Raw genomic sequence first — 21806 nt, 5'->3', positions numbered from 1 at the left:
CGCTTATCCGTTTCCCGAGCGAAGCTCGGCCTGTTCTTGGCGCGGCAATAGCACTAAGGCAGGCTTCTTGCGAGCCAAAGTCCCAGAAACAGGGCGATAATGGCGCCAATGACGCTGGCAAGGGCATAAGCCAGCGCAGGCAGCGTGGCTCCCCGCTCCCACAGCGTCGCGAAATCAAGCGAAAAGGCTGAGAAGGTGGTGAAGCCGCCAAGAATGCCGGTAGCAACGAACAGCCTGACCTCGTTCGATCCGCCACGGCGCATCATGGAGGCGATGAACAGCCCCATGGCGAAGGAGCCGATGATGTTGATGGCCATCGTGCCCCAGGGATAGCTGGGGCCGACAAAACGCAGCGCGCCGATGTTGGTAAGGTGACGAATTCCGGCGCCGATGCCGCCACCGACGACGACGAGAAGCAGATTGAACATGACCGTTTACTGCCCTCGCACGGCTGCCCCGTCAATCCCTCGTTGCGGGCGCAACCGCACGCAGATCGAGCTCACCACTCAGGCGTTGCCCATCCCGGATATTTTTTCCTGAACTCGTTATAGAGGTCATCGACCTCCGTTTTGCCGATAGGGCGCACCTGTTCGTAGAGGTAGCCCTTGACGTCGCCTGACAGCTGGTACGCCGCGATGCGCCTGTATGCTGCGCCAATGCCTTTGCCCTCGACGATGTATTGGTCCGGTATCGAGACACAGAGCTGCGCGCCCTGCTGCAGATGGATAACGGGCGGGTCGGTCACGACAACGTATTTGGACTTCAACGCCGCCGGTCTGAATCGATCGCGACTATCGACCTGACAAGCCCACTCGATGCGAGGGTAAAGGTCCTTGTCCATTTCATACAGCAATGAATCGCTCATGATCCCGCTGGATGCAAACACCGACAATCGGTCCCCAGGTCCCATCTTTCCAAGAAGGTCATCGATAAGGCGCCTGTATTCTGGAAGATTGTCGAGGCGCAGCGGGAGCGTGGCTTCCCTGGCAAAGACGTAGCTGATCGGCGACAGAACCTGGCGGCCAGTCGGGAAAAAAGTACCGAAAAACGCCAGCCCGGCGGCAACGGCTATCGCGGCGTTCGACCATCGCGATCTCAGTGCCGGCATCGAAACGATCGTAACGATTGCCTGGGCGTAGGCAGGAAAGAGCCAAAGAAATACCGGCACCGAATGATGGCGATCCGGGTCCTGCATGCGGGTGAAGAGGACGAAGGTGAGTGCCGAAACAACGGCACAGAACAGGGAAAATCTGTTTCGGCGTATAATGGAGATGTAAAGGCCAAATACGATCAACAGCCAGTTCACACAGCTGAGCCGGGATCCCACCTGGACAATCTGCGAAACGAAGTCCGTCTTGTATCCGCTGTAAAGATCGCCATAGCTGGTTCCCAGTATCTTGAGGATCAAGGGTTGCTGGAAGGTCAGCGCGGCTCCGACAACCACGAGGATCGCACACAGGCCTCCGACGGCGGCATTGCGGAGTGCCGGAAAGTCCCGATCTTTGGCGACCTGCAGAAAACAGAAGAAGGCTGCGGAAATTCCCAGCCCGATGACAGGATAGGCGTGCCAGCGGCGCAGCACGAATGCCAACCACAGGCATACGCCGACACGTATTCCGCTGATCACCGGTTCATGGGTCAGGAACCTCGATTTCCAGAGAAAGTAGGTTGCCGCCGAAAGCGCGAGACAGCCGGCAATGTCAGGCAACCCACGGAGCGTCGCCGCCCAGAACGGCGTGTAGAGAAAGGCCGCAATCCATACGGTGAGCCAGCTTCGGCATGAAGACGTCCCGGTCGCCGCCTCCAGATAGCTAATTCTGCCGATGAGAAGAGCGGTCGGGACCAGATAAAAAGCAACTATTCCGGCGATATAGGAAAACCTCGAATCGCCAAAAATGATGTGAAACGGCATCAGCGGCACCAGGATCGCCGCACTGTAGTCATCCGTGGCGATCGAGGTTCTCAAATGGCTGAGCCACTCGAGAGGGCTCTGAATCAAGAGCGTGCCTTGCCGGCTGAACGTGTCGAAATAGGCAGCGAAGTCCCAGTAATAGACAGGCTGCTCAAGCCCTACATAGGTGAGAGCAAGAGCAACTCCCAGCAGAGCGGTGCACACATATGTCGTTGCCCAAAATCCGAGAGATCTGTTCTTCGTCACTTGAAGCCGCCAGAAGGAGAAGAGGCAGAACTGTCAAAGTCAGCCCGGGGCCGCCGTTCATGCAGCCAGGAGCCGTTCCGGCGCATGAGCGGCCACAAGGATGGCCAAGTCTCACACGCAGAGCACCCAAATGCCGCCGGCAGCGCCGGTTTTCTAAAGCTCAGGTCGTGCCGGCATTCTTCGGCTTGGTCGAACCGATCATCTTCCAGTTCTTGTAGAACATGGAATTGATGCGCTCGACGCTGACCGAGACGATTGAGAGCATGCCCGCGATCAGTCTGGGAACCGGAGACGGCCGGATGACGTCCATGAACACGCAGTAGCGGCGTCCGTCATACTCGTTGACCGAGCGATGCAGCAGCGTGTCGTCGAAGATGAACAGCGGATTGTCGTACCAATAATTCTTGACGTTGCCGCACTCGACGAAAATCTCCGACTTAACCGGGATCAGATTGTAGAGGATGCGCAGGCTGAGCCGTAGCGGGCCGAAATGCCAGGACGTCGATTCGCGCTTGCTGAAGACGGAAACGGCTATGGTCTTGATGTACTTGAAATCCTTGTTGAACTCGGCGACGTTGTCGATCCTGTGCTTACCGTACCACTGGTAGACATACATGCCGCGCCGGCCGGCGCCGAAATTGGCGTCGATATCGGCAATGATCTCATCTTTGCGCGCCTTGAAGATGTCCAGGACCTCGTTGACCTCGCGCTGGTAGTCGGCGGGAAACTGCTCCAGCTTCCAGACACCTGGATTTCTGTAGCACAAGAGGTCGACCAGCAGATTGAACGGCGAAAGCAGCCAGGTGAACAGGCCGTTGCCGAGAAAATAGCCTGAGAACAGCGACAGATCCTTGCGGTCGTTGCGCAGCACGTCGATCAGGCCGCAGATGATGAAGATCGTCGTCAGGATGGGAATGAAATAGAAGCCAAGGGCGAGAAGCGGGATGGCAATGGCGAATTTGCGAAGGGACTTGCGAAGGGTTTTTGTCATTTTTCCACGCGCGGAGCGCGATCCTGTTGCGAATGAAGTGCCCAAATCACGGCAACGACCACCGCCCGGTCGTGCGCCTTGATAAGGTTTTTTGGGTTACCACACAACGGCCCTGCTATCGTGGCCGGCTGGCTGCCTGGTGGATCTGGTCAACGGCCTCACGCAAGCCTGCTACTCCCGCTCCTTGCGCAGCTTCGCCCAATAGTCGAGCCGCTTCCTGATGTCGCGCTCGAAGCCGCGCTCGGGCGGATCATAGAAGGTCTGGCGGCCCATCTTCTCGGGAAAATAATCCTGCCCCGAAAAGGCATCCGGCTCGTCATGGTCGTAACGATAGCCGGCGCCGTAATCCTCCTCTTTCATCAGCTTTGTCGGCGCGTTGAGGATGTGCTTGGGCGGCAGCAGCGAGCCGTGTTCCTTCGCGGCCCGCGTGGCAGCCTTGAAAGCATTGTAGACGGCATTGGATTTGGGCGCGGTGGCGAGATAGACGGTGGCCTCGGCAAACGCCAACTCGCCCTCGGGCGAGCCAAGATAATCATAGGCATCCTTGGCGGCATTGGCGACGACAAGCGCCTGCGGGTCGGCAAGGCCGATGTCTTCCATGGCCATGCGCACCAGCCGACGGCCTAGATAGAGCGGATCCTCGCCGGCATCGAACATGCGTGCGAGATAGTAGAGAGCCGCGTCAGGGTCTGAACCGCGTACCGATTTGTGCAGCGCCGAGATCAGATTGTAATGGCCGTCCTGGCCCTTGTCGTAGATCGGCGCGCGGCGCTGGACGATGCGCTGCAGTCCCTGGGGATCGAAGACCTCGCCGGGTTTGGCTGCCCGCCAGACTTCTTCCGCGAGCGTCAGCGAGGCCCGGCCGTCGCCATCGCTCATGCGGATGAGCATGGTCCGCGCCTCGTCGTCGAGCGGCAGCGCCCTGCCCTCGGTCTCCTCCGCCCGCACCATCAGCTTGGAGATGCTCTCCTCGCCAAGCGAATGGAAGACCAGAACGCGCGCGCGTGACAACAAAGCGGCATTCAGTTCGAAGGACGGGTTTTCGGTCGTGGCGCCAACCAGCACGACTGTCCCGTCCTCCATGACCGGGAGGAAGCTGTCTTGCTGGGCACGGTTGAAGCGATGGATCTCGTCGACGAACAGCAAGGTCTGGCGGCCATTGGCGCGGCGCAATTTGGCCGCTTCGAACACCTTTTTCAGGTCGGCGACGCCGGAAAAGACAGCCGATATCTGCTCGAAGGCCAGGCTGGTTTCGCCGGCAAGCAGGCGCGCCACGGTGGTCTTGCCGGTGCCGGGCGGCCCCCAGAAGATCATCGAGCCGAGCGAGCCGGAACCGATCAACCGGGTCAGCGCGCCGTCAGGGCCGGTCAGATGCTCCTGGCCGACGACCTCGCCAAGGTTTCTCGGCCGCAGCCTGTCGGCCAGCGGCCGCCCAGGCGGGGTCTTTTCCGGTTCATCGACGCTGAACAGATCGGCCATGCACTTCTTTTTCGTTGGAGCATGAGCCCGAATGCACGGAACCCAGCCCTAATAACGCAACACCTGACGCATTATCTGCCCGCCACGCTCGACGGTAAAGCGCCACCAGCGCGTATCCGTCCTGGCCGCCAACTCCAGGGTCGCCGCGGTATCGATGGTGGTGCCGTTCACCTCGCGCACGATGTCGCCCGGCTGGAAGCCGAAATCGGCGGCCGGAGAATCACGGTTGATGTCGACCACGGTGACGCCCTTGATGTCCGTGCGCAGGCCAAGCCGCTGCGCGAGCCGGGGCGACAGCTCCGCGACCTTGGCGCCCGAAAACGGGCTGCGGCCATGCAGCGTCACCTCGGCAGCTTTCATGCCTTCCGGAGCACGCTCCAGCGCAATATCCATCGCCGCCTGCTGGCCCTTGGTCAAAACCGCGAAATTGGCGGTGGTGCCGATCGACAGCGTCGCCATCCGGTAGTCCAGCGCTTCGATGCTCTCGACCGGCTTGCCATTGAGTTGCAGCACCACGTCGCCGGGCTTGAGTCCTGCCTTGCCGGCCGGACCGGTCGCCTCGACCGACGAGACCAGCGCACCGGTCGGCTTCTCCATGCCGAGCGATTCGGCGATCTGCGGCGTCACCGATTCGAACTCGGCTCCGATATAGGGCCGTTCGAAGAAGTCGAGCCCGGCCTTGGCCGCGTCGGCAAAAGCGCGGACCATATTCGAGGGAATGGCGAAGCCGATGCCGATCGAACCGCCACTGCGGCTGTAGATGGCGGTGTTGATGCCGACCAGCTGGCCGCCCATGTTGATCAGCGCACCGCCGGAATTGCCCGGATTGATGGCGGCGTCGGTCTGGATGAAGAAGCTGGAATCGGAGACGCCGATATGGCTGCGGGCCAGGGCCGAGACGATGCCGCTGGTGGTGGTTTGGCCGACGCCGAAGGGGTTGCCGATGGCCAGCAACAGGTCGCCGACCTCAAGCGCGTCGGAATCGCCGATGGCGATAACCGGAAACGGCTTGTCCGAGGTGATCTTGAGCACGGCGAGGTCGAGTGTCTCGTCCTTGAGCAGCACCTTACTGTCGAACTCGCGTCCGTCCGCCGTCGCCACCTTGACCCGGTCGGCATCCTTGATGACGTGGTAATTGGTGACCACGACGCCGGTCGGATCGACCAGCACGCCGGAGCCGAGCGAAGACTGCGCACGCGGCTGCGAGCGGCCGAAGAATTCCTCGAAGAACGGATCGCCGTCGAAAGGCGACGTGACCTTGGCCGTCTGCGAGGCATAGACGTTGACCACGGCCGGGGCTGTCTGCTTGACCAGCGGCGCAAACGACAATTGCACCTCCTCGCGGCCGAAGGGTACGCGCTTGTCGGGACCAGCCGTGGCGTTTTCGCCTTCCACGCCATGCAGCAGGTCGGTCAGCACATCGGACAGGCCGGGATCGGTCTTCGTCTCCTCGGCCAATGCCTGCCTGACCACCGGTGCGGCCGCAAACGCCATGATGGCGAAAAGCAGAACAAAGGGCAGTCTTCTGGCGCGCATTCGCGAATCCTCCAAGGCAAGTTCGGGGGCATTGTCCCGACGATTGTGCAAAATGAAAGGCTAAGCCGCTGAAATCCGACTATTTTGGGCAGCAAAACAGCTACAGCTGACCTTGAAACCGAAAACCTCGTGGCCCTGATGAAAAAACAACTCCTGTCTTTCCGTGACTTTTTGAAGACCGGCAGCTTGGGGCCGATCTCCCCCGACATGACAATGGCCGAGATTGTCGAAGTGCTCGGCATGCCTGAGCATGTCGATCCAGATTACTGGACGTTCGGAAAGCTCGAAATTTCCTTTGATATCACGCCGCCTCGCCAGATGAACTGGTTTCAAATTGAGCAGGCCAGTTACCTCAAAGGCGATTTGGAGGCTCTCACCACTCGCTTTGCACTCTCCCTGGACGGGTTCAGCGGAAAGACAAAGCCATCAGAGTTCCTGGGTGCCGGCCTTTGGACTCCAGATCAGGCCAAGGTTTTCTACGCGGCATCCGGCCATGACATCGGGATGAACATCTGCGCCGGACCGATTCAGATACATTTTCATGTGGCTGCCGACTTCATCGGCAACCAAGATGCCGAAACCTATTTGAAGGCCTCCTCCCCGTCGCAAGCGATGGCGAAAATCGATTCTCGAGCCGTCCTCGACAGTATCTATTCATATCCTTACCCGAAGACTGAAGAGGTACCGGGTGCATTCGATTGGAAGCTGTTGAGCGGAAGCCAGTACCTGGCGCTGGCCGATGGACAGCAAACATCGGCAAACAAAAAAGGGGCCCGCAGGCCCCTTTGAACTCATTTGGGAAAACCGAGCCTTACGCGGCTGCGGCGTCCGCGTCAGCGCTTTCGGCTTCGATGCGAGCGCGGTCGCCGGCGCCTTTGGCCGAAACGTCGCGATCGACGAACTCGATGACGGCCATGGCGGCGTTGTCACCGTGACGGAAGCCCGCCTTCATGATGCGCAGATAGCCGCCATTGCGGTTGGCGTAGCGCGGCGCGATGGTGTCGAACAGACGCTTGACGACGCCTTCATTGCCGATCTGGGCAATGACCTGGCGGCGGGCATGCAGGTCGCCGCGCTTGCCGAGCGTCACCAGCTTCTCGACGATCGGACGCAGGTCCTTCGCCTTCGGCAAGGTCGTGACGATCTGCTCGTGCTCGAGCAGCGACACGGCGAGGTTGGCGAACATCGACTTGCGATGGCTAATGCTTCGGGCGAAGCGACGGCCTTTGAAACCGTGGCGCATGGCTCTTTTCCTTCTTCAGTTGTTCAAGAGGCCGCGGCCTCTGATGGTTTTCCGCATGACCGTCGGATCGAGCGGCCCACGCCGCCCATCCTTGGAATTCATGCTCAATATTGGTCTTCGTAACGCTTAGCGAGATCTTCGATGTTTTCCGGCGGCCAGTCCGGCACTTCCATGCCGAGGTGCAAGCCCATCGCCGCCAAGACTTCCTTGATCTCGTTCAGCGACTTGCGGCCGAAGTTCGGGGTGCGCAGCATCTCGGCTTCGGTCTTCTGGATCAGGTCGCCGATATAGACGATGTTGTCGTTCTTCAGGCAGTTGGCCGAACGCACCGAAAGCTCAAGTTCGTCGACCTTCTTGAGCAGCGCCGGGTTGAAGGCGAGCTCGGTGACGGCCTCGGCGGCGACTTCCTTCTGCGGCTCGTCGAAGTTGACGAACAGGCCGAGCTGGTCCTGCAGGATGCGGGCGGCGAAAGCCACCGCGTCCTCGCCGGTGATCGAACCGTCGGTGTCGATCGTCATGGTCAGCTTGTCATAGTCGAGAACCTGGCCCTCGCGGGTGTTCTCGACCTTGTAGGAGACCTTCTTGACCGGCGAATAAAGGCTGTCGACCGGGATCAAGCCGATCGGCGCGTCTTCGGCGCGGTTGCGGTCGGCCGGCACGTAACCCTTGCCGGTGTCGACGGTGAATTCCATGCGGATTTCAGCGCCTTCGTCCAGCGTGCAGATGACGTGGTCGGGGTTGAGGATCTCGACGTCGCCAACCGTCTGGATGTCGCCGGCAAGAACAGCACCCGGTCCCTGCTTGCGAACGACCATGCGCTTGGGACCATCGCCTTCCATGCGGATGGCGATTTCCTTGATATTCAAGACGATGTCGGTCACGTCCTCGCGCACGCCGGCGATGGACGAGAATTCATGCAGAACGCCGTCGATCTGCACGGCGGTAACAGCCGCACCGCGCAGCGAAGACAGAAGCACGCGGCGCAGCGCGTTGCCCAGCGTCAGGCCAAAGCCACGCTCGAGAGGCTCGGCGACCAGCGTGGTCAGCGTCTTCTTCTTCGACGAGAACTCGATCTTGTTCGGCTTGATCAGTTCCTGCCAATTTTTCTGGATCATGATGCTTTCCTTCCGTTGACCCGCCACCATCCAATCGTGGCGGGCGACCTGGAATGCCGCGGAGGAGCGCCCAAGGGCGCTCGCGCGGCGTTCGGTAAATGCTTAGACGCGACGCTTCTTGCGCGGGCGGCAGCCATTGTGCGGGATCGGCGTCACATCACGGATCGAGGTGATGGTGAAGCCGGCCGCCTGCAGGGCGCGCAATGCCGATTCACGACCGGAGCCGGGTCCGCAGACCTCGACTTCGAGCATGCGCATGCCGTGTTCCTGGGCCTTCTTGGCAACATCCTCGGCAGCCATCTGGGCAGCGAACGGGGTCGACTTGCGCGAACCCTTGAAGCCCTGGGCACCGGCCGACGACCAGGCAATCGAATTGCCCTGCGCGTCGGTGATGGTGATCATCGTGTTGTTGAAGGTCGAATTGACGTGGGCAACGCCCGACGAGATGTTCTTGCGTTCGCGACGGCGAACACGAGCGGCTTCCTTGGCCATGATAGTCCTTTCAGTTGATCTCTACACCGCCGTAATGCCAGCGGCTCCACCTTGGAAAGCGAGTAGTGAGTAGGGAATAGCGAGTAGGGATCCCTACTCGCTAATGGCTACTCGCTATTCACTCACTTACTTCTTCTTGCCGGCGATCGACTTGGCCGGGCCCTTGCGGGTGCGCGCATTGGTATGCGTGCGCTGGCCGCGGACCGGCAGCGAGCGGCGGTGACGCAGGCCGCGGTAGCAGCCGAGGTCCATGAGCCGCTTGATGTTCATCGAGACTTCGCGGCGCAGGTCGCCTTCAACCTGGTAATCGCGGTCGATGGTTTCGCGGATCTGCAGCACTTCCGCGTCGGTCAGCTGGTTGACGCGGCGCTCGGCCGGGATGCCGACCTTGTCGACGATCTCCTGGGCGAACCGCTTGCCAATGCCGTGAATGTACTGAAGCGCAATGACAACGCGCTTGTTGGTCGGAATGTTGACGCCGGCTATACGAGCCATGTTCTTCCCTTCTCCATGTGGGCCGGCCAATCCTCAAAAACGAGGCGGGCACGGCGCTGTCTTAAGTTGCCCCGCGTCCGGTGGAGGCCGGCCCATGCGGGAGTTTCCAGTTCAATGCGGCTGCCTTGCCCTTGCGGACAAGCAAAGCTCATGCCTGATAGGAAGACGGGCCGCCATACCGCAGCGAACCGCCTCCGTCAAGTGCAATCGTTAATTTCCCCGCACTGCGTCCTTGAGCACCGCTTCGATCTGTTCCGTCACGGCGTCGATATCGGCCATGCCGTCGACACTGCGGAGCTTGCCCTTGGCATAGTAGTAGCCAATCAGCGGCGACGTCTTCTTGTAGTATTCCCTCAGGCGCTCTTCGAACACGGTCGGGTTGTCGTCCTTGCGAACGGGAAGGCCGGCGGCCTGCGCCTCGTCGGCGCGCTTGACGATCCGGCCAACCAGGGCCTTGTCGTCGACCACGAGCTCAATGACGGCGTTGAGGGCCTGGGAGCGATCCAACAGCATCTGCTCGACCGCATCCGCCTGCACCAGGGTCCGCGGATAGCCGTCGAGGATGAACCCCTTGGCGCAGTCGGGCTGATCGATACGCTCGGCGACGATCGCGTTGACGATCGCATCGGACACCAGTTCACCGGCATCCATCACCGCCTTGGCGCGCTTGCCGACTTCGGTGCCTGCCTGGACGGCAGCACGCAGCATATCGCCCGTCGAGAGCTGGGGTATGCCGTGTTTTTCTACCAGTCTTTGTGCTTGCGTCCCCTTGCCCGCTCCTGGCGGCCCAAGCAATATCAACCTCATCTGGCTTTCTTCCCCCCGCGCAGCTTCGACTTCTTGATCAGGCCTTCATACTGGTGCGCGATCAGGTGGCCCTGAATCTGCGCAACCGTATCGAGCGTGACACTGACCACGATCAGAAGCGATGTGCCACCAAGGTAGAATGGTACGCCAGTCGCCGAGATCAGGAACTCCGGCAACAGGCACACCAGCACCAGATAGATGGCGCCGACGACGGTGATGCGGGTGAGAACGTAATCGATGTAATCGGCGGTGCGCTCGCCCGGACGATAGCCCGGGATGAAGCCCGAATGCTTCTTGAGCTGGTCGGCGGTTTCCTTCGGGTTGAAGACAATCGCAGTGTAGAAGAAGGCGAAGAACGCGATCATCGCCGCATAGAATGCCATATAGAGCGGCTGGCCGTGGCCGAGCGCGGCCAGGATGGTGCTGGCCCAGGCCGGCATGTTGGCCGTCTGCGAGAAGCCCGCGACGGTGGCCGGCAGCAACAGCAGCGACGACGCGAAGATCGGCGGAATGACACCCGACGTGTTGAGCTTCAGCGGCAGATGCGAGGTATCGCCCTGGAACATGCGGTTGCCGACCTGGCGCTTCGGGTACTGGATCAGCAAGCGGCGCTGGGCGCGCTCGAAGAACACGATGAGCGCGATGACGACGACGGCCAGCACGATGATCGCCAGGATCAGGCCGGTCGACAGCGCGCCGGTGCGACCAAGCTCCAGCGTGCCGGAGATGGCGTGCGGCAGGCCGGCGACGATGCCGGAGAAGATGATCAGCGAAATGCCGTTGCCGATGCCGCGCGCGGTAATCTGCTCGCCCAGCCACATCAGGAACATGGTGCCGCCGACCAGCGTGACGACGGTCGAGATGCGGAAGAACATGCCGGGATCGCTGACGATGCCGTTGCCGCCTTCCAGACCGACAGAAATGCCATAGGCCTGAACCAGCGCAAGCAGCACCGTGCCGTAGCGCGTGTATTGGTTGATGACCTTGCGGCCCTGTTCGCCTTCCTTCTTCAGCGCTTCCAGCGACGGGATGACCGAAGTCATCAGCTGCATGATGATGGAGGCGGAGATGTAAGGCATGATGCCGAGCGCAAAGATCGCCATGCGCTGCACGGCGCCGCCGGCGAACATGTTGAACATGCCAAGCACGCCCTTGCTCTGCGAAGAGAAGGCCTGGGCGAAGGCGTCGGGATTGATACCGGGAAGCGGGATGTAGGTGCCGAGGCGATAGACGAGCAGCGCGCCGATCGTGAACCAGATGCGCTTCTTTAAATCCTCCGCCTTGGCGAAGGCCGAGAAATTCAGATTCGAAGCTAATTGTTCAGCAGCCGAAGCCATGCCTGATTCTCCGCTTGGTAACGCTTGATGGCCCTGAGGTCAGGCGGCGCGTTTCACCGAAGCTCACGAGATAAGCTCCGGGCTCTAAACATGCAAGCGGCCGCGTTGACGCGGCCGCCTCGTCGAGCAGATCAAAGCGCAATCGTGAGCAAAAACGGATCCCACTCTTGCCGATCGCGCTTCAAATTGCCGTTACTCGGCAGCTGCCTTTTCCTGCGGCAGCTTGACCGAACCGCCGGCCTTTTCGATCTTTTCGATCGCGGCCTTGGAGGCGCCGGCGACGTCAAAGGCGAGCTTCGCCTTGATCTCGCCGTCCGAGAGGATGCGCACGCCGTCCTTGACGCGGCGGATGACGCCGGCGGCAACCAGCGATTCAGCCGTCACGGTCGCCTTGGCGTCGAGCTTCTTGGCGTCGATGGCCACCTGGATGCGGGCCAGCGACACAACGGTGAAGCTCTTGGCGAAGATGTTGTTGAAGCCACGCTTCGGCAGGCGCCGGTAGAGCGGCATCTGGCCGCCCTCGAAGCCGTTGATGGCGACGCCGGAGCGCGCCTTCTGGCCCTTGACGCCACGACCGCCGGTCTTGCCGGAGCCGGAGCCGATACCACGGCCGAGACGCTTCTTGGAGTGCGTCGCGCCGTCCTTGTCACGCAGATCGTTGAGTTTCATCTGAGTTCTCCTGCGCTCTGGCTCAGCCCTCGTCCACGACGCGGACGAGATGCTGGACGGCAGCGATCATGCCGCGCACGGAGGGCGTATCTTCCAGCGTGCGCTGCTTGTGCATCTTGTTGAGGCCGAGGCCGACCAGCGTCGCGCGCTGTTCCTTCGGACGGCGGATCGGCGAACCGATCTGCTCAACGGTGATGGTCTTGGTTGCTTTCTTGGCCATGGTCAAAATCCCTGGTCAGATCGACTATTCTTCAGCCGCAACGGCGGTGCCGCGGCGGGCCTGAAGGGTCGAATACTTGATGCCGCGAGCAGCAGCCACATCCTTGGGATGCATCTGGCTCTTCAGCGCGTCGAAGGTGGCGCGAACCATGTTGTAGGGGTTCGACGAACCCATCGACTTGGCGACCACGTCATGCATGCCGAGCGTCTCGAAGACAGCGCGCATCGGGCCACCGGCGATGATGCCGGTACCTTGCTTGGCGGCCCGCAGCAGCACGCGTCCAGCACCCCAGCGTCCTTCGACGTCGTGATGCAGCGTACGGCCCGAGCGCAGCGGCACGAAGATCATGTCGCGCTTGGCCGATTCAGTTGCCTTGCGGATGGCTTCCGGCACTTCGCGCGCCTTGCCGTGACCAAAGCCGACGCGGCCCTTCTGGTCGCCGACGACGACGAGTGCTGCAAAACCGAAGCGACGGCCGCCCTTGACGACCTTGGCGACGCGGTTGATGTGGACGAGCTTGTCCACCATGCCGTCATCGCGTTCTTCACGATCGCGGCCGCGGCCGCCATCCCTACGTTCCTGTGCCATATCCTGTTCCTTGTTATTTTCCGGAAGCACGGTTGCTGATAAGATCCGGTGCCTCGCCCCGAATAAATCGGGAAACGGTCACCGGGGGCGAAATCAATTCCTTCGCATAATCCCTATCCGAAAAGTCTGCAACTTTTCGGGACTATGCTTAGAAGCTCAAGCCGCCTTCGCGGGCAGCCTCGGCGAGCGCCTTGACGCGGCCGTGATAGATGTAGGCACCGCGGTCGAAAACGACTTCCTTGACGCCGGCCTTGGTGGCGCGCTCGGCGATCAACTTGCCGATCGCGGCGGCGGCGGCGGTGTCGGCGCCGGTCTTGAGCGAACCCTTGAGGTCCTTCTCGAGCGTCGAAGCGGCAGCGATGGTGTGGCCCTTGGCGTCGTCGATGACCTGCACGTAGATGTTCTTCGACGTGCGGTGGACCGACAGACGCGGACGCTCGCCGGCGACCTTCTTGATCTGACGACGGACGCGCTGCGCGCGGCGCTGCGTGGATTCCTTGGTACCCATGATGGTCTTCCTTGCCTTCAAAAAACGGGGGCCGCCATATGCGGTAGGCGAAAGCGCCTCCCGCGACCGCTCCCCGCGGCGTTACACTTCTTGGCTTGGCCTCAACTTCTCGAGGCCAGGCCCGCTACTTCTTCTTGCCTTCCTTGCGGACGATCTTCTCGCCGGCATAGCGGACGCCCTTGCCCTTGTAGGGCTCGGGACCGCGATACTCGCGGATCTCGGCCGCAACCTGGCCGACTTGCTGCTTGTCGATGCCGGCCACGGTGATTTCGGTCGGCTTCGGCACGGTGATGGTGATGCCGGCCGGCGTCTCATAGACGACGTCATGGCTGAAGCCAAGCGCCAGCTGCAGGTTCTTGCCCTGAAGTGCCGCGCGATAGCCGACGCCGGTGATCTCGAGCTTCTTCTCGAAACCGTCCTTGACGCCCTGCAGGATGTTGACGATCTGCGTGCGCGACATGCCCCACTTGGAGCGGGCGGTCTTGGTCTGGTCGCGCGGCTGGACAGCGATCTCGCTGCCTTCCATCTTGACCAGCACTTCGTCGTTCACCACGAACTTCAGCTCACCCTTGGGGCCCTTCGCCGTCACGGTCTGGCCGTTGACGGTCGCGGTCACGCCCTGCGGCAGCGAAACGGGTTTCTTTCCAATACGAGACATTTTGTTGTCCTCGTCACTTCTCTTGTTTCAGGTCTCTGTCTTCGGGAACGATCCGAAGACCGGATTCCACTTTGCGGTCAACTGCCAGATCAGAAGATCTGGCAGAGGATCTCACCGCCGACGTTCTGTTCACGTGCTTCATGGTCGGCCATCACGCCCTTCGGTGTCGAAAGGATGGCGATGCCGAGGCCGTTGGCGACCTGCGGAATCGACTTGGCCGAAACATAGACGCGGCGGCCTGGCTTCGAAACGCGGGCGATTTCGCGCACGACCGGCGCGCCGTCGAAATACTTCAGCTCGATCTCGATTTCGGACTTGCCGTTGTCGAAGTCGGTCTGGCTGTAATCGCGGATATAGCCTTCAGCCTTCAGCACGTCGAGGACGCGGGTGCGCAGACGCGAAGCCGGCGTCGAAACGCTCGACTTCTTGCGGCCGTACGCGTTGCGGATGCGGGTCAGCATATCGCCGAGAGGATCGCTCAATGACATGTTATGTCCTCCTTACCAGCTCGACTTGACCAGGCCCGGGATCTGGCCGTTATTGCCGAGATCACGAAGCGCGATGCGCGATACTTTGAGCTTGCGATAGTAGGCGCGCGGACGGCCGGTGACTTCGCAGCGGTTGCGGATGCGGATCTTGGCCGAGTTGCGCGGCATGGCGGCAAGCTTGAGCTGAGCGCGGAAACGCTCTTCCATCGGCTTGGACTGATCCATGATGATCGCCTTCAGGGCAGCGCGCTTGGGACCGTACTGGTCGGCAAGCTTGCGGCGCCTGTTGTTCTTCTCGACTGAGCTGGTCTTTGCCATTTCAGATTTTTCCTTTTCTCGCTGCCGTTACTGGCGGAAGGGGAAGTTGAAAGCCTTGAGCAATGCCCTGGCTTCGTCATCCGTCTTCGCAGTCGTACAAACGATGACGTCCATGCCCCAGATCTGATCAACCTTGTCGTAGTTGATCTCCGGGAACACGATGTGTTCCTTGATGCCCATGGCGTAGTTGCCACGGCCATCGAAGCTCTTCGGGTTGAGCCCGCGGAAGTCGCGGACGCGTGGCAGTGCGATGTTCACGAGACGGTCGAGGAACTCGTACATACGTTCCTTGCGCAGCGTGACCTTAGCGCCGATCGGCATCTTCTCGCGGACCTTGAAGCCGGCGATCGAGTTGCGGGCGCGGGTGACGACGGCCTTCTGGCCGGCGATCATCGCCAGGTCTTCGGCCGCGATCGAAGGCTTCTTCGAATCGGCGGTCGCTTCGCCAACGCCCATGTTCAGCACGATCTTGTCGATGCGCGGAACCTGCATCTCGTTGTCGTAGCCGAACTGTTCCTGCAACGCCTTGCGGATGGTCTCGTTGTAGACCTGCTTGAGGCGCGGCGTGTTGTTCGCGGTCGCCTGCTTGGATTGAGCCTTAGCCATTGATGACTTCTCCCGAGCGCTTGGCGACGCGCACCTTCTTGCCGTCCTTCTGGAAGATGAAACCGACACGGGTCGGCTTGCCATCCTTGGGGTCGGCCAGCGCGATGTTCGACAGCTGGATCGGCGCTTCCTTGGTAATGATCCCGCCCTCTTGGGACTGGGACTGCTTCTGGTGACGACGGATCATGTTGACGCCGCGCACCAGCGCGGTGTCTTCCTTCGGCTGCACCGAGAGGACTTCGCCCGAACGGCCCTTGTCCTTGCCGGCCAGCACGACGACCTTGTCGCCTTTTCTAATCTTTTGCATTGGTCCGGCTCCTTACAGCACTTCAGGCGCGAGCGAGATGATCTTCATGTGGTTCTTGGCGCGGAGTTCGCGCGGAACCGGTCCGAAGATACGCGTGCCGATCGGCTCTTTCTTGTTGTCGACGAGAACGGCCGCGTTCTTGTCGAAACGGATCACGCTGCCGTCCGGGCGGCGGATGTCCTTGGCCGTGCGAACCACGACCGCCTTCATCACATCGCCCTTCTTTACGCGGCCGCGCGGAATGGCTTCCTTGATCGACACCACGATGATGTCGCCCACGGAAGCGTATTTCCGCTTCGAGCCGCCCAGCACCTTGATGCACATGACACGACGGGCGCCGGAATTATCCGCGACGTCGAGGTTTGTTTGCATCTGAATCATGACTGGCCGCCTTCTTCTCTTCTAACGGGATGGGCTCAAAGCCCCTCCCCGGTCTGTCCAAAATTCGTTGTTTACGCCCGAGGTCAGGCTTGGTCCGAAGACACGACGATCCAGCGCTTGTCCTTGGAAATCGGCTTCGATTCCTGGATGAACACCTGATCGCCAACCTTGTGGGCGTTGTTCTCGTCGTGCGCCTTGTACTTCTTGGTCATGCGCACGGTCTTCTTCATCACGGGATGCGTGAAGCGCCGTTCGACCTTGACGACAACCGTCTTCTCGTTCTTGTCGCTGACGACGGTGCCCTGCAGAATGCGCTTTGGCATGGTTTTCGTCCTTAAGCCTTCTTAGCCGCGGACTTTTCCGCAGCGATGGTCTTGATACGCGCAATATCCTTACGGACCTGTCTCACGCGCGCGGTCTTCTCGAGCTGGCCGGTGGCCTTCTGGAAGCGCAGGTTGAACTGCTCCTTCTTCAGGCTGGCCAAGTCGTCGGTCAGCTGGTCCTGGGTCTTGGTCCGGATGTCTTCGGCTTTCATGATCAGCCCGTCCTTATTCTGCGATGCGCTGCACGAAGCGCGTCTTGACCGAGAGCTTGGCCGCGCCGAGACGCAGTGCCTCACGGGCGGTTTCTTCATTGACGCCGTCGATCTCGAACATGATACGGCCCGGCTTGACGCGCGCCGCCCAGTAGTCGACCGCACCCTTGCCCTTACCCATGCGGACTTCGGTCGGCTTCGAAGTGACCGGCACGTCCGGGAAAATACGGATCCAGACGCGACCAGCGCGCTTCATTTCACGCGTGATCGCGCGGCGGGCCGCCTCGATCTCACGTGCGGTGACGCGGTTCGGCTCAAGCGCCTTCAGCCCGAAACCACCGAAATCCAGGTTGGTGCCGCCCTTTGCGGTACCATGGATACGGCCCTTGAACTGCTTGCGGAACTTTGTGCGCTTTGGCTGCAGCATCGTTCTAACTCCAAATTCCTAAATGTCTCAGGCGTTTTCGCGACGACGACCGCGTTCGCGATCACCACCACCGCCATGCGCTGCATCGCTTTCGCTGGCCCGACGCTCCGAAGCCATCGGGTCATGCTCAAGGATTTCGCCCTTGAACACCCAGACCTTGACGCCGCAGATGCCATAAGCCGTGTGCGCTTCGGCCGTACCGTAGTCGACGTCCGCACGCAGCGTATGCAGCGGCACGCGGCCTTCGCGATACCATTCCATGCGCGCGATCTCGGCGCCGCCGAGGCGGCCGGCGCAGTTGATGCGGATGCCTTCGGCCCCGAGGCGCATCGCCGACTGAACGGCACGCTTCATGGCGCGGCGGAACGCGATACGACGCTCGAGCTGCTGGGCGATCGACTGGGCGACCAGGGTCGCGTCGATTTCCGGCTTGCGCACTTCAACGATGTTGAGGTGCGTCTCGGACTTCGTCATCTCCATCAGCTTCTTGCGAAGCTTCTCGATGTCGGCGCCCTTCTTGCCGATGATCAGACCCGGGCGCGCGGCGTGGATGGTGACGCGGCACTTCTTGTGCGGACGCTCGATCACGACCTTCGAGATGGCAGCCTGCTTGAGCTCCTTCTCGAGATACTTGCGGATCTTGATGTCCTCATGCAGCAGCTTGCCGTACTCGCCGGTGTTCGCGAACCAGCGCGAATCCCAGGTGCGGTTGATGCCGAGGCGAAGACCGATCGGATTGACTTTCTGGCCCATTATGCGGCCTCCCCTTTTTCTTCGACTTCACGAACGACGATCGTGAGGTGCGAGAACGGCTTCTCGATACGGCTGGCGCGACCGCGGCCACGGGCATGGAACCGCTTCATGACGATCGACTTGCCGACATAGGCTTCCGCCACGATCAGCGCATCGACATCCAGGTCGTGGTTGTTTTCCGCGTTGGCGATTGCCGATTCCAGCGTCTTCTTGACCGTGCCGGAAATCCGCTTGGCCGAGAATTCGAGATCGGAAAGCGCTGTCGCGACCTTCTTGCCGCGGATCAGCGCGGCAACGAGGTTCAGCTTCTGCGGGCTGATACGGATCGTGCGCAATACGGCGCGCGCTTCGTTATCAGCAAGCCTGCGCGGAGCTTTGGCCTTGCCCATGATTATTTCCTCTTCGCCTTCTTATCCGCGCCGTGACCGTAATAGGTCCGGGTCGGAGCGAATTCACCGAACTTGTGACCGACCATGTCCTCGTTCACCGAGACGGGAACATGCTTCTGGCCGTTGTAGACACCGAAGGTGAAGCCGACGAACTGCGGCAGGATGGTGGAGCGACGGCTCCACATCTTGATCACCTCATTGCGACCACCTTCACGAACCTTGTCCACCTTCTTGAGAAGGTAGCCGTCAATGAAGGGGCCTTTCCAAATCGAACGAGTCACTTGGCGTTACCTCTTCTTAGCTCTTGCGCTGATGGCGCGAGCGCAGGATGAACTTGTCGGTCGCCTTGTTGGACCGCGTCTTCTTGCCCTTGGTCGGCTTGCCCCAGGGCGAAACCGGATGGCGGCCACCCGATGTGCGGCCTTCGCCGCCGCCGTGCGGATGGTCGACCGGGTTCATGGTCACGCCGCGATTGTGCGGGCGCTTGCCACGCCAAACCGTGCGACCGGCCTTGCCGTCATTGATGTTGCCGTGGTCCGGATTGGACACGGCGCCGACAGTGGCCATGCAGGAGCCGTGAACGACACGCTGCTCGCCCGAATTGAGGCGCAGGATCGCCATGCCCTGGTCACGACCGACCAGCTGACCGTAACCACCTGCCGAACGGGCGACCTGAGCGCCCTTGCCCGGCTTCAGCTCGATGTTGTGGACGATGGTGCCGACCGGCATCGAAGCCAGCGGCATCGCATTGCCCGGCTTCACATCGACCGATTCACCGGAGACGATCTTGTCGCCGGGAGCCAGACGCTGCGGAGCGATGATGTAAGACAGCTCGCCATCGTCATACTTGATCAGCGCGATGAAGGCGGTGCGGTTCGGATCGTATTCAATGCGCTCGACCGTGCCGACGACGTCGAACTTGCGGCGCTTGAAGTCGATGATGCGGTACGAACGCTTGTGACCACCGCCGATGAAGCGGGCGGTGATGCGACCGTGATTGTTGCGGCCGCCCGACTTGGTCAGGCCTTCGGTCAGACCCTTGACGGGCTTGCCCTTGTAGAGGCCCGAGCGGTCGACGATGACCAGCTGACGGGTGCTGGGCGTTACCGGGTTGAATTTTTTCAGTGCCATTGTTCTGTCCTCGCGGCCTTGCTCAGAGACCCGTCGCGACGTCGATCGACTGACCATCGGCCAGCGTCACAACCGCCTTCTTGACGTCGCTCTGGCGGCCAACCGTGCCACGGAAGCGCTTGATCTTGCCCTTGCGGACAAGCGTGTTCACGGCCATCACCTTGACGCCGAACAGCGCTTCGACGGCGGCCTTGATTTCCGGCTTCGACGCCTTCTTGGCGACGTTGAAGACGACCTTGTTCTGCTCGGAGGCCATGGTCGACTTTTCGGTGATCGCCGGCGAGACGATCACGTCGTAATGACGAAGGTCGGTCATTTAAAACGCTCCTCGAGAGCCTCGACGGCGGCCTTCGAAAGGACCAGCGTGCCGCGGCGCAGAATGTCGTAGACGTTGATGCCCTGGATGGGCAGCACGTCGATGTTGGGGATGTTCGTCGCCGCCAGCTTGAAGTTCTTGTCAAGCTCGGCGCCGCCGATCAGCAAAGCGTTGGTCAGGCCCAGCGTCGCGAAATTCGCGATCAGCGCCTTCGTCTTGGCCTCGGTCAGCTTCAGCTCGTCGATGATGATGATCGACGCGCTCTTGGCCTTGGCCGAGAGAGCATGCTTGAGGCCGAGAGCACGAACCTTCTTCGGCAGTTCGTGCTCGTGGCTGCGAACGACCGGGCCGTGGGCCTTGCCGCCGCCGCGGAACTGCGGAGCGCGTGCCGAATGGTGACGGGCGCGGCCCGTACCCTTCTGCTTGTACATCTTGGCGCCGGTGCGCGCGATCTCGGCGCGACCCTTGGTCTTGTGCGTGCCCTGCTGCTTCTTGGCAAGCTGCCAGCGCACGACGCGCTGCAGGATGTCTTCGCGCGGATCAAGGCCGAAAATCTCGTCGGAGAGTTCCACCTTGCCGGCGTCCTTGCCGCCCAGCGTTGTGATCTTGAGATCCATTATTCCGCTCCCTCTGTGGCCGGAGCCTCGTTCTTGGCGCCACTTTCGGCAGCAACGGCGCGGATCGCGGCAGGCTTCGGCGCATTGGCCGGCAGTGCCACCTTGGCCGCATCGCGGACCAGGATCCAGGCGCCCTTCGATCCGGGAACCGCACCGCGGATCAGGATCAGGCCGCGGTCGGCGTCGGTCGATACGATCTCGACATTCTGCGTGGTGACGCGGGTGTCGCCCATGTGGCCAGCCATATGCTTGCCCTTGAACACCTTGCCCGGGTCCTGACGCTGGCCGGTCGAACCGTGCGTACGGTGCGAAACCGAGTTACCGTGCGTTGCACGGCCACCGCCCATGTGGTGGCGCTTGATGACGCCCTGAAAGCCCTTGCCGATCGTCGTGCCCGTCACATCGACCTTCTGGCCGGCGACGAAGTGCTCGACAGTGATCTCGGCGCCGACATCGATCATGTTGTCGGCGGAGACGCGGAACTCGGCGACCTTCGCCTTCGGCTCGACGGAAGCGGTCGCGAAATGGCCGCGCATCGCCTTCGACGTGTTCTTCACCTTGGCAAGGCCAACGCCGAGCTGAACGGCGGTGTAGCCATTCTTCTCTTGCGTGCGCTGGGCCACGACCTGGCAGTTCTCCATCAGGAGAACGGTGACGGGAACATGTTCCCCGGCATCGTTGTAGATGCGGGTCATTCCCACCTTCTTTGCAATCACACCTGAACGCATCGGTTCAATTCCTTTAGAGTTCCGGGCCAGGGGCACCGCCCCTTACCGCGCTCTCATTCCCTTAGAGCTTGATCTCGACGTCGACGCCGGCGGCCAGATCGAGCTTCATCAAAGCATCGACCGTCTGCGGGGTCGGATCGACGATGTCGAGCAGACGCTTGTGCGTGCGCATCTCGAACTGCTCGCGGCTCTTCTTGTCGACGTGAGGCGACCGGTTGACCGTGAACTTTTCGATCCGCGTCGGCAGCGGAATGGGGCCGCGGACGTTTGCGCCGGTACGCTTGGCCGTCGACACGATTTCCTTCGTCGAGGCGTCGAGCACGCGGTGGTCAAACGCCTTAAGGCGGATGCGGATATTCTGTCCGTTCATGCGTCACTTCCTTGTTCTGGCGCGGCGCGGGCAACTCCCGCGCCCGCGACAGATCGGTTTAAGTCCAAATTACTCTTTGATGGTGACGACGATGCCGGCACCGACAGTGCGGCCGCCTTCACGGATGGCGAAGCGCAGCTTCTC

General features: G+C 61.2%; 33 protein-coding genes and 1 pseudogene. 1 reads left to right on the top strand and 33 read right to left on the bottom strand.

The features are described from left to right. Window positions 1–53 precede the first annotated feature (53 nt). The 5 genes from crcB to EOB80_RS27305 all read right to left on the bottom strand — a co-directional run bounded on the left by crcB (window position 54) and on the right by EOB80_RS27305 (window position 6164). Complete coding sequence (gene crcB, locus EOB80_RS27325) at window positions 54–428, bottom strand: fluoride efflux transporter CrcB (protein ID WP_127321610.1); 375 nt, start codon at window positions 426–428, stop codon at window positions 54–56. 71 nt (window positions 429–499) lie between these two features. Beyond that, window positions 500–2158 (bottom strand): hypothetical protein, encoded by a 1659-nt coding sequence (locus tag EOB80_RS27320; RefSeq protein ID WP_127330912.1) that lies wholly within the window; start codon window positions 2156–2158, stop codon window positions 500–502. 160 nt (window positions 2159–2318) lie between these two features. Beyond that, window positions 2319–3149 (bottom strand): aspartyl/asparaginyl beta-hydroxylase domain-containing protein, encoded by an 831-nt coding sequence (locus EOB80_RS27315; protein ID WP_127330910.1) that lies wholly within the window; start codon window positions 3147–3149, stop codon window positions 2319–2321. A gap of 171 nt (window positions 3150–3320) precedes the next feature. Then, window positions 3321–4628 (bottom strand): replication-associated recombination protein A, encoded by a 1308-nt coding sequence (locus tag EOB80_RS27310; RefSeq protein ID WP_127330908.1) that lies wholly within the window; start codon window positions 4626–4628, stop codon window positions 3321–3323. 48 nt (window positions 4629–4676) lie between these two features. Then, window positions 4677–6164 (bottom strand): DegQ family serine endoprotease, encoded by a 1488-nt coding sequence (locus EOB80_RS27305; protein WP_127330906.1) that lies wholly within the window; start codon window positions 6162–6164, stop codon window positions 4677–4679. Window positions 6165–6248: 84 nt separating this feature from the next. Here EOB80_RS27305 and EOB80_RS27300 point away from each other — a divergent pair, with 84 nt between their 5' ends. Further along, window positions 6249–6953 (top strand): hypothetical protein, encoded by a 705-nt coding sequence (locus tag EOB80_RS27300; RefSeq protein ID WP_127381198.1) that lies wholly within the window; start codon window positions 6249–6251, stop codon window positions 6951–6953. A gap of 22 nt (window positions 6954–6975) precedes the next feature. On the opposite strand, the gene rplQ is transcribed toward EOB80_RS27300, so the two are convergent. The 28 genes and pseudogenes from rplQ to EOB80_RS27160 form a co-directional block, all read right to left on the bottom strand. Beyond that, window positions 6976–7407, bottom strand: coding sequence for a 50S ribosomal protein L17 (gene rplQ / locus EOB80_RS27295; RefSeq protein WP_013531439.1), 432 nt, complete (start codon window positions 7405–7407; stop codon window positions 6976–6978). Window positions 7408–7511: 104 nt separating this feature from the next. Beyond that, window positions 7512–8522 carry a DNA-directed RNA polymerase subunit alpha gene (locus EOB80_RS27290; RefSeq protein ID WP_023812081.1) on the bottom strand — a complete coding sequence of 337 codons (1011 nt, stop codon included), beginning with the start codon at window positions 8520–8522 and terminating at the stop codon, window positions 7512–7514. 102 nt (window positions 8523–8624) lie between these two features. Further along, window positions 8625–9014: a 30S ribosomal protein S11 gene (rpsK, locus tag EOB80_RS27285; RefSeq protein ID WP_006205444.1), complete on the bottom strand. Its 390-nt coding sequence runs from the start codon at window positions 9012–9014 to the stop codon at window positions 8625–8627. A gap of 126 nt (window positions 9015–9140) precedes the next feature. After that, window positions 9141–9509 carry a 30S ribosomal protein S13 gene (rpsM, locus tag EOB80_RS27280; protein WP_013531437.1) on the bottom strand — a complete coding sequence of 123 codons (369 nt, stop codon included), beginning with the start codon at window positions 9507–9509 and terminating at the stop codon, window positions 9141–9143. 210 nt (window positions 9510–9719) lie between these two features. Then, a complete protein-coding gene (locus EOB80_RS27275; protein ID WP_127321838.1) occupies window positions 9720–10316 on the bottom strand; it encodes an adenylate kinase in 597 nt (198 codons plus the stop codon). Further along, window positions 10313–11653, bottom strand: coding sequence for a preprotein translocase subunit SecY (gene secY, locus EOB80_RS27270; RefSeq protein ID WP_127330902.1), 1341 nt, complete (start codon window positions 11651–11653; stop codon window positions 10313–10315). The genes EOB80_RS27275 and secY overlap by 4 nt, the downstream gene beginning before the upstream one ends. A gap of 192 nt (window positions 11654–11845) precedes the next feature. Beyond that, the gene (gene rplO / locus EOB80_RS27265) at window positions 11846–12322 is read right to left on the bottom strand and encodes a 50S ribosomal protein L15 (protein WP_013531434.1); all 477 of its coding nucleotides are present in this window, start codon (window positions 12320–12322) and stop codon (window positions 11846–11848) included. A 22-nt stretch (window positions 12323–12344) separates the two neighbouring features. Continuing rightward, entirely contained in the window at window positions 12345–12542 is a 198-nt protein-coding gene (gene rpmD / locus EOB80_RS27260; RefSeq protein ID WP_006205449.1) for a 50S ribosomal protein L30, read from the bottom strand. A gap of 24 nt (window positions 12543–12566) precedes the next feature. After that, window positions 12567–13130: a 30S ribosomal protein S5 gene (rpsE, locus tag EOB80_RS27255; RefSeq protein ID WP_006333394.1), complete on the bottom strand. Its 564-nt coding sequence runs from the start codon at window positions 13128–13130 to the stop codon at window positions 12567–12569. Window positions 13131–13278: 148 nt separating this feature from the next. Beyond that, complete coding sequence (gene rplR, locus EOB80_RS27250; RefSeq protein WP_027038735.1) at window positions 13279–13638, bottom strand: 50S ribosomal protein L18; 360 nt, start codon at window positions 13636–13638, stop codon at window positions 13279–13281. A 124-nt stretch (window positions 13639–13762) separates the two neighbouring features. Next, window positions 13763–14296, bottom strand: coding sequence for a 50S ribosomal protein L6 (gene rplF / locus EOB80_RS27245; RefSeq protein WP_013895694.1), 534 nt, complete (start codon window positions 14294–14296; stop codon window positions 13763–13765). A gap of 89 nt (window positions 14297–14385) precedes the next feature. Then, complete coding sequence (gene rpsH / locus EOB80_RS27240; protein ID WP_013531431.1) at window positions 14386–14784, bottom strand: 30S ribosomal protein S8; 399 nt, start codon at window positions 14782–14784, stop codon at window positions 14386–14388. A gap of 12 nt (window positions 14785–14796) precedes the next feature. Further along, on the bottom strand, window positions 14797–15102 hold the full coding sequence (rpsN, locus tag EOB80_RS27235; protein ID WP_013895695.1) for a 30S ribosomal protein S14: 306 nt from the start codon (window positions 15100–15102) through the stop codon (window positions 14797–14799). A 27-nt stretch (window positions 15103–15129) separates the two neighbouring features. Beyond that, on the bottom strand, window positions 15130–15708 hold the full coding sequence (gene rplE / locus EOB80_RS27230) for a 50S ribosomal protein L5 (RefSeq protein WP_127270613.1): 579 nt from the start codon (window positions 15706–15708) through the stop codon (window positions 15130–15132). Beyond that, on the bottom strand, window positions 15701–16015 hold the full coding sequence (rplX, locus tag EOB80_RS27225; RefSeq protein ID WP_013531428.1) for a 50S ribosomal protein L24: 315 nt from the start codon (window positions 16013–16015) through the stop codon (window positions 15701–15703). Before rplX ends, rplE begins: the two co-directional genes overlap by 8 nt. A gap of 12 nt (window positions 16016–16027) precedes the next feature. Next, window positions 16028–16396, bottom strand: a complete 369-nt coding sequence (gene rplN / locus EOB80_RS27220; RefSeq protein WP_006205457.1) for a 50S ribosomal protein L14 — start codon at window positions 16394–16396, stop codon at window positions 16028–16030. 83 nt (window positions 16397–16479) lie between these two features. Continuing rightward, window positions 16480–16719 carry a 30S ribosomal protein S17 gene (rpsQ, locus tag EOB80_RS27215; protein WP_010909280.1) on the bottom strand — a complete coding sequence of 80 codons (240 nt, stop codon included), beginning with the start codon at window positions 16717–16719 and terminating at the stop codon, window positions 16480–16482. An 11-nt stretch (window positions 16720–16730) separates the two neighbouring features. Further along, window positions 16731–16931 (bottom strand): 50S ribosomal protein L29, encoded by a 201-nt coding sequence (rpmC, locus tag EOB80_RS27210; protein WP_006205459.1) that lies wholly within the window; start codon window positions 16929–16931, stop codon window positions 16731–16733. Between the two features lie 13 nt (window positions 16932–16944). Continuing rightward, a complete protein-coding gene (gene rplP / locus EOB80_RS27205) occupies window positions 16945–17358 on the bottom strand; it encodes a 50S ribosomal protein L16 (RefSeq protein ID WP_013531427.1) in 414 nt (137 codons plus the stop codon). A 27-nt stretch (window positions 17359–17385) separates the two neighbouring features. Next, complete coding sequence (gene rpsC, locus EOB80_RS27200; RefSeq protein ID WP_013531426.1) at window positions 17386–18111, bottom strand: 30S ribosomal protein S3; 726 nt, start codon at window positions 18109–18111, stop codon at window positions 17386–17388. Continuing rightward, entirely contained in the window at window positions 18111–18500 is a 390-nt protein-coding gene (rplV, locus tag EOB80_RS27195) for a 50S ribosomal protein L22 (RefSeq protein ID WP_006205462.1), read from the bottom strand. Before rplV ends, rpsC begins: the two co-directional genes overlap by 1 nt. Before the next feature lie 2 nt (window positions 18501–18502). Continuing rightward, on the bottom strand, window positions 18503–18781 hold the full coding sequence (gene rpsS / locus EOB80_RS27190; RefSeq protein ID WP_006205463.1) for a 30S ribosomal protein S19: 279 nt from the start codon (window positions 18779–18781) through the stop codon (window positions 18503–18505). A 16-nt stretch (window positions 18782–18797) separates the two neighbouring features. Beyond that, window positions 18798–19631 carry a 50S ribosomal protein L2 gene (gene rplB / locus EOB80_RS27185; RefSeq protein ID WP_024505067.1) on the bottom strand — a complete coding sequence of 278 codons (834 nt, stop codon included), beginning with the start codon at window positions 19629–19631 and terminating at the stop codon, window positions 18798–18800. A gap of 22 nt (window positions 19632–19653) precedes the next feature. Beyond that, window positions 19654–19947 carry a 50S ribosomal protein L23 gene (locus EOB80_RS27180; protein WP_013531424.1) on the bottom strand — a complete coding sequence of 98 codons (294 nt, stop codon included), beginning with the start codon at window positions 19945–19947 and terminating at the stop codon, window positions 19654–19656. After that, a complete protein-coding gene (rplD, locus tag EOB80_RS27175; protein ID WP_013531423.1) occupies window positions 19944–20564 on the bottom strand; it encodes a 50S ribosomal protein L4 in 621 nt (206 codons plus the stop codon). Before rplD ends, EOB80_RS27180 begins: the two co-directional genes overlap by 4 nt. Beyond that, entirely contained in the window at window positions 20564–21292 is a 729-nt protein-coding gene (gene rplC, locus EOB80_RS27170; protein WP_013531422.1) for a 50S ribosomal protein L3, read from the bottom strand. Before rplC ends, rplD begins: the two co-directional genes overlap by 1 nt. A gap of 61 nt (window positions 21293–21353) precedes the next feature. Beyond that, the gene (gene rpsJ / locus EOB80_RS27165) at window positions 21354–21662 is read right to left on the bottom strand and encodes a 30S ribosomal protein S10 (protein ID WP_010909272.1); all 309 of its coding nucleotides are present in this window, start codon (window positions 21660–21662) and stop codon (window positions 21354–21356) included. Window positions 21663–21731: 69 nt separating this feature from the next. Further along, a pseudogene (locus tag EOB80_RS27160) lies at window positions 21732–21806 on the bottom strand (elongation factor Tu); the annotation flags it as partial.

Source organism: Mesorhizobium sp. M7A.F.Ca.MR.245.00.0.0 (assembly GCF_003997415.1).
GTDB lineage: Bacteria > Pseudomonadota > Alphaproteobacteria > Rhizobiales > Rhizobiaceae > Mesorhizobium.
Note: the sequence above shows the minus strand (reverse complement) of the source record. Positions and strands in the feature narration are given on the sequence as shown.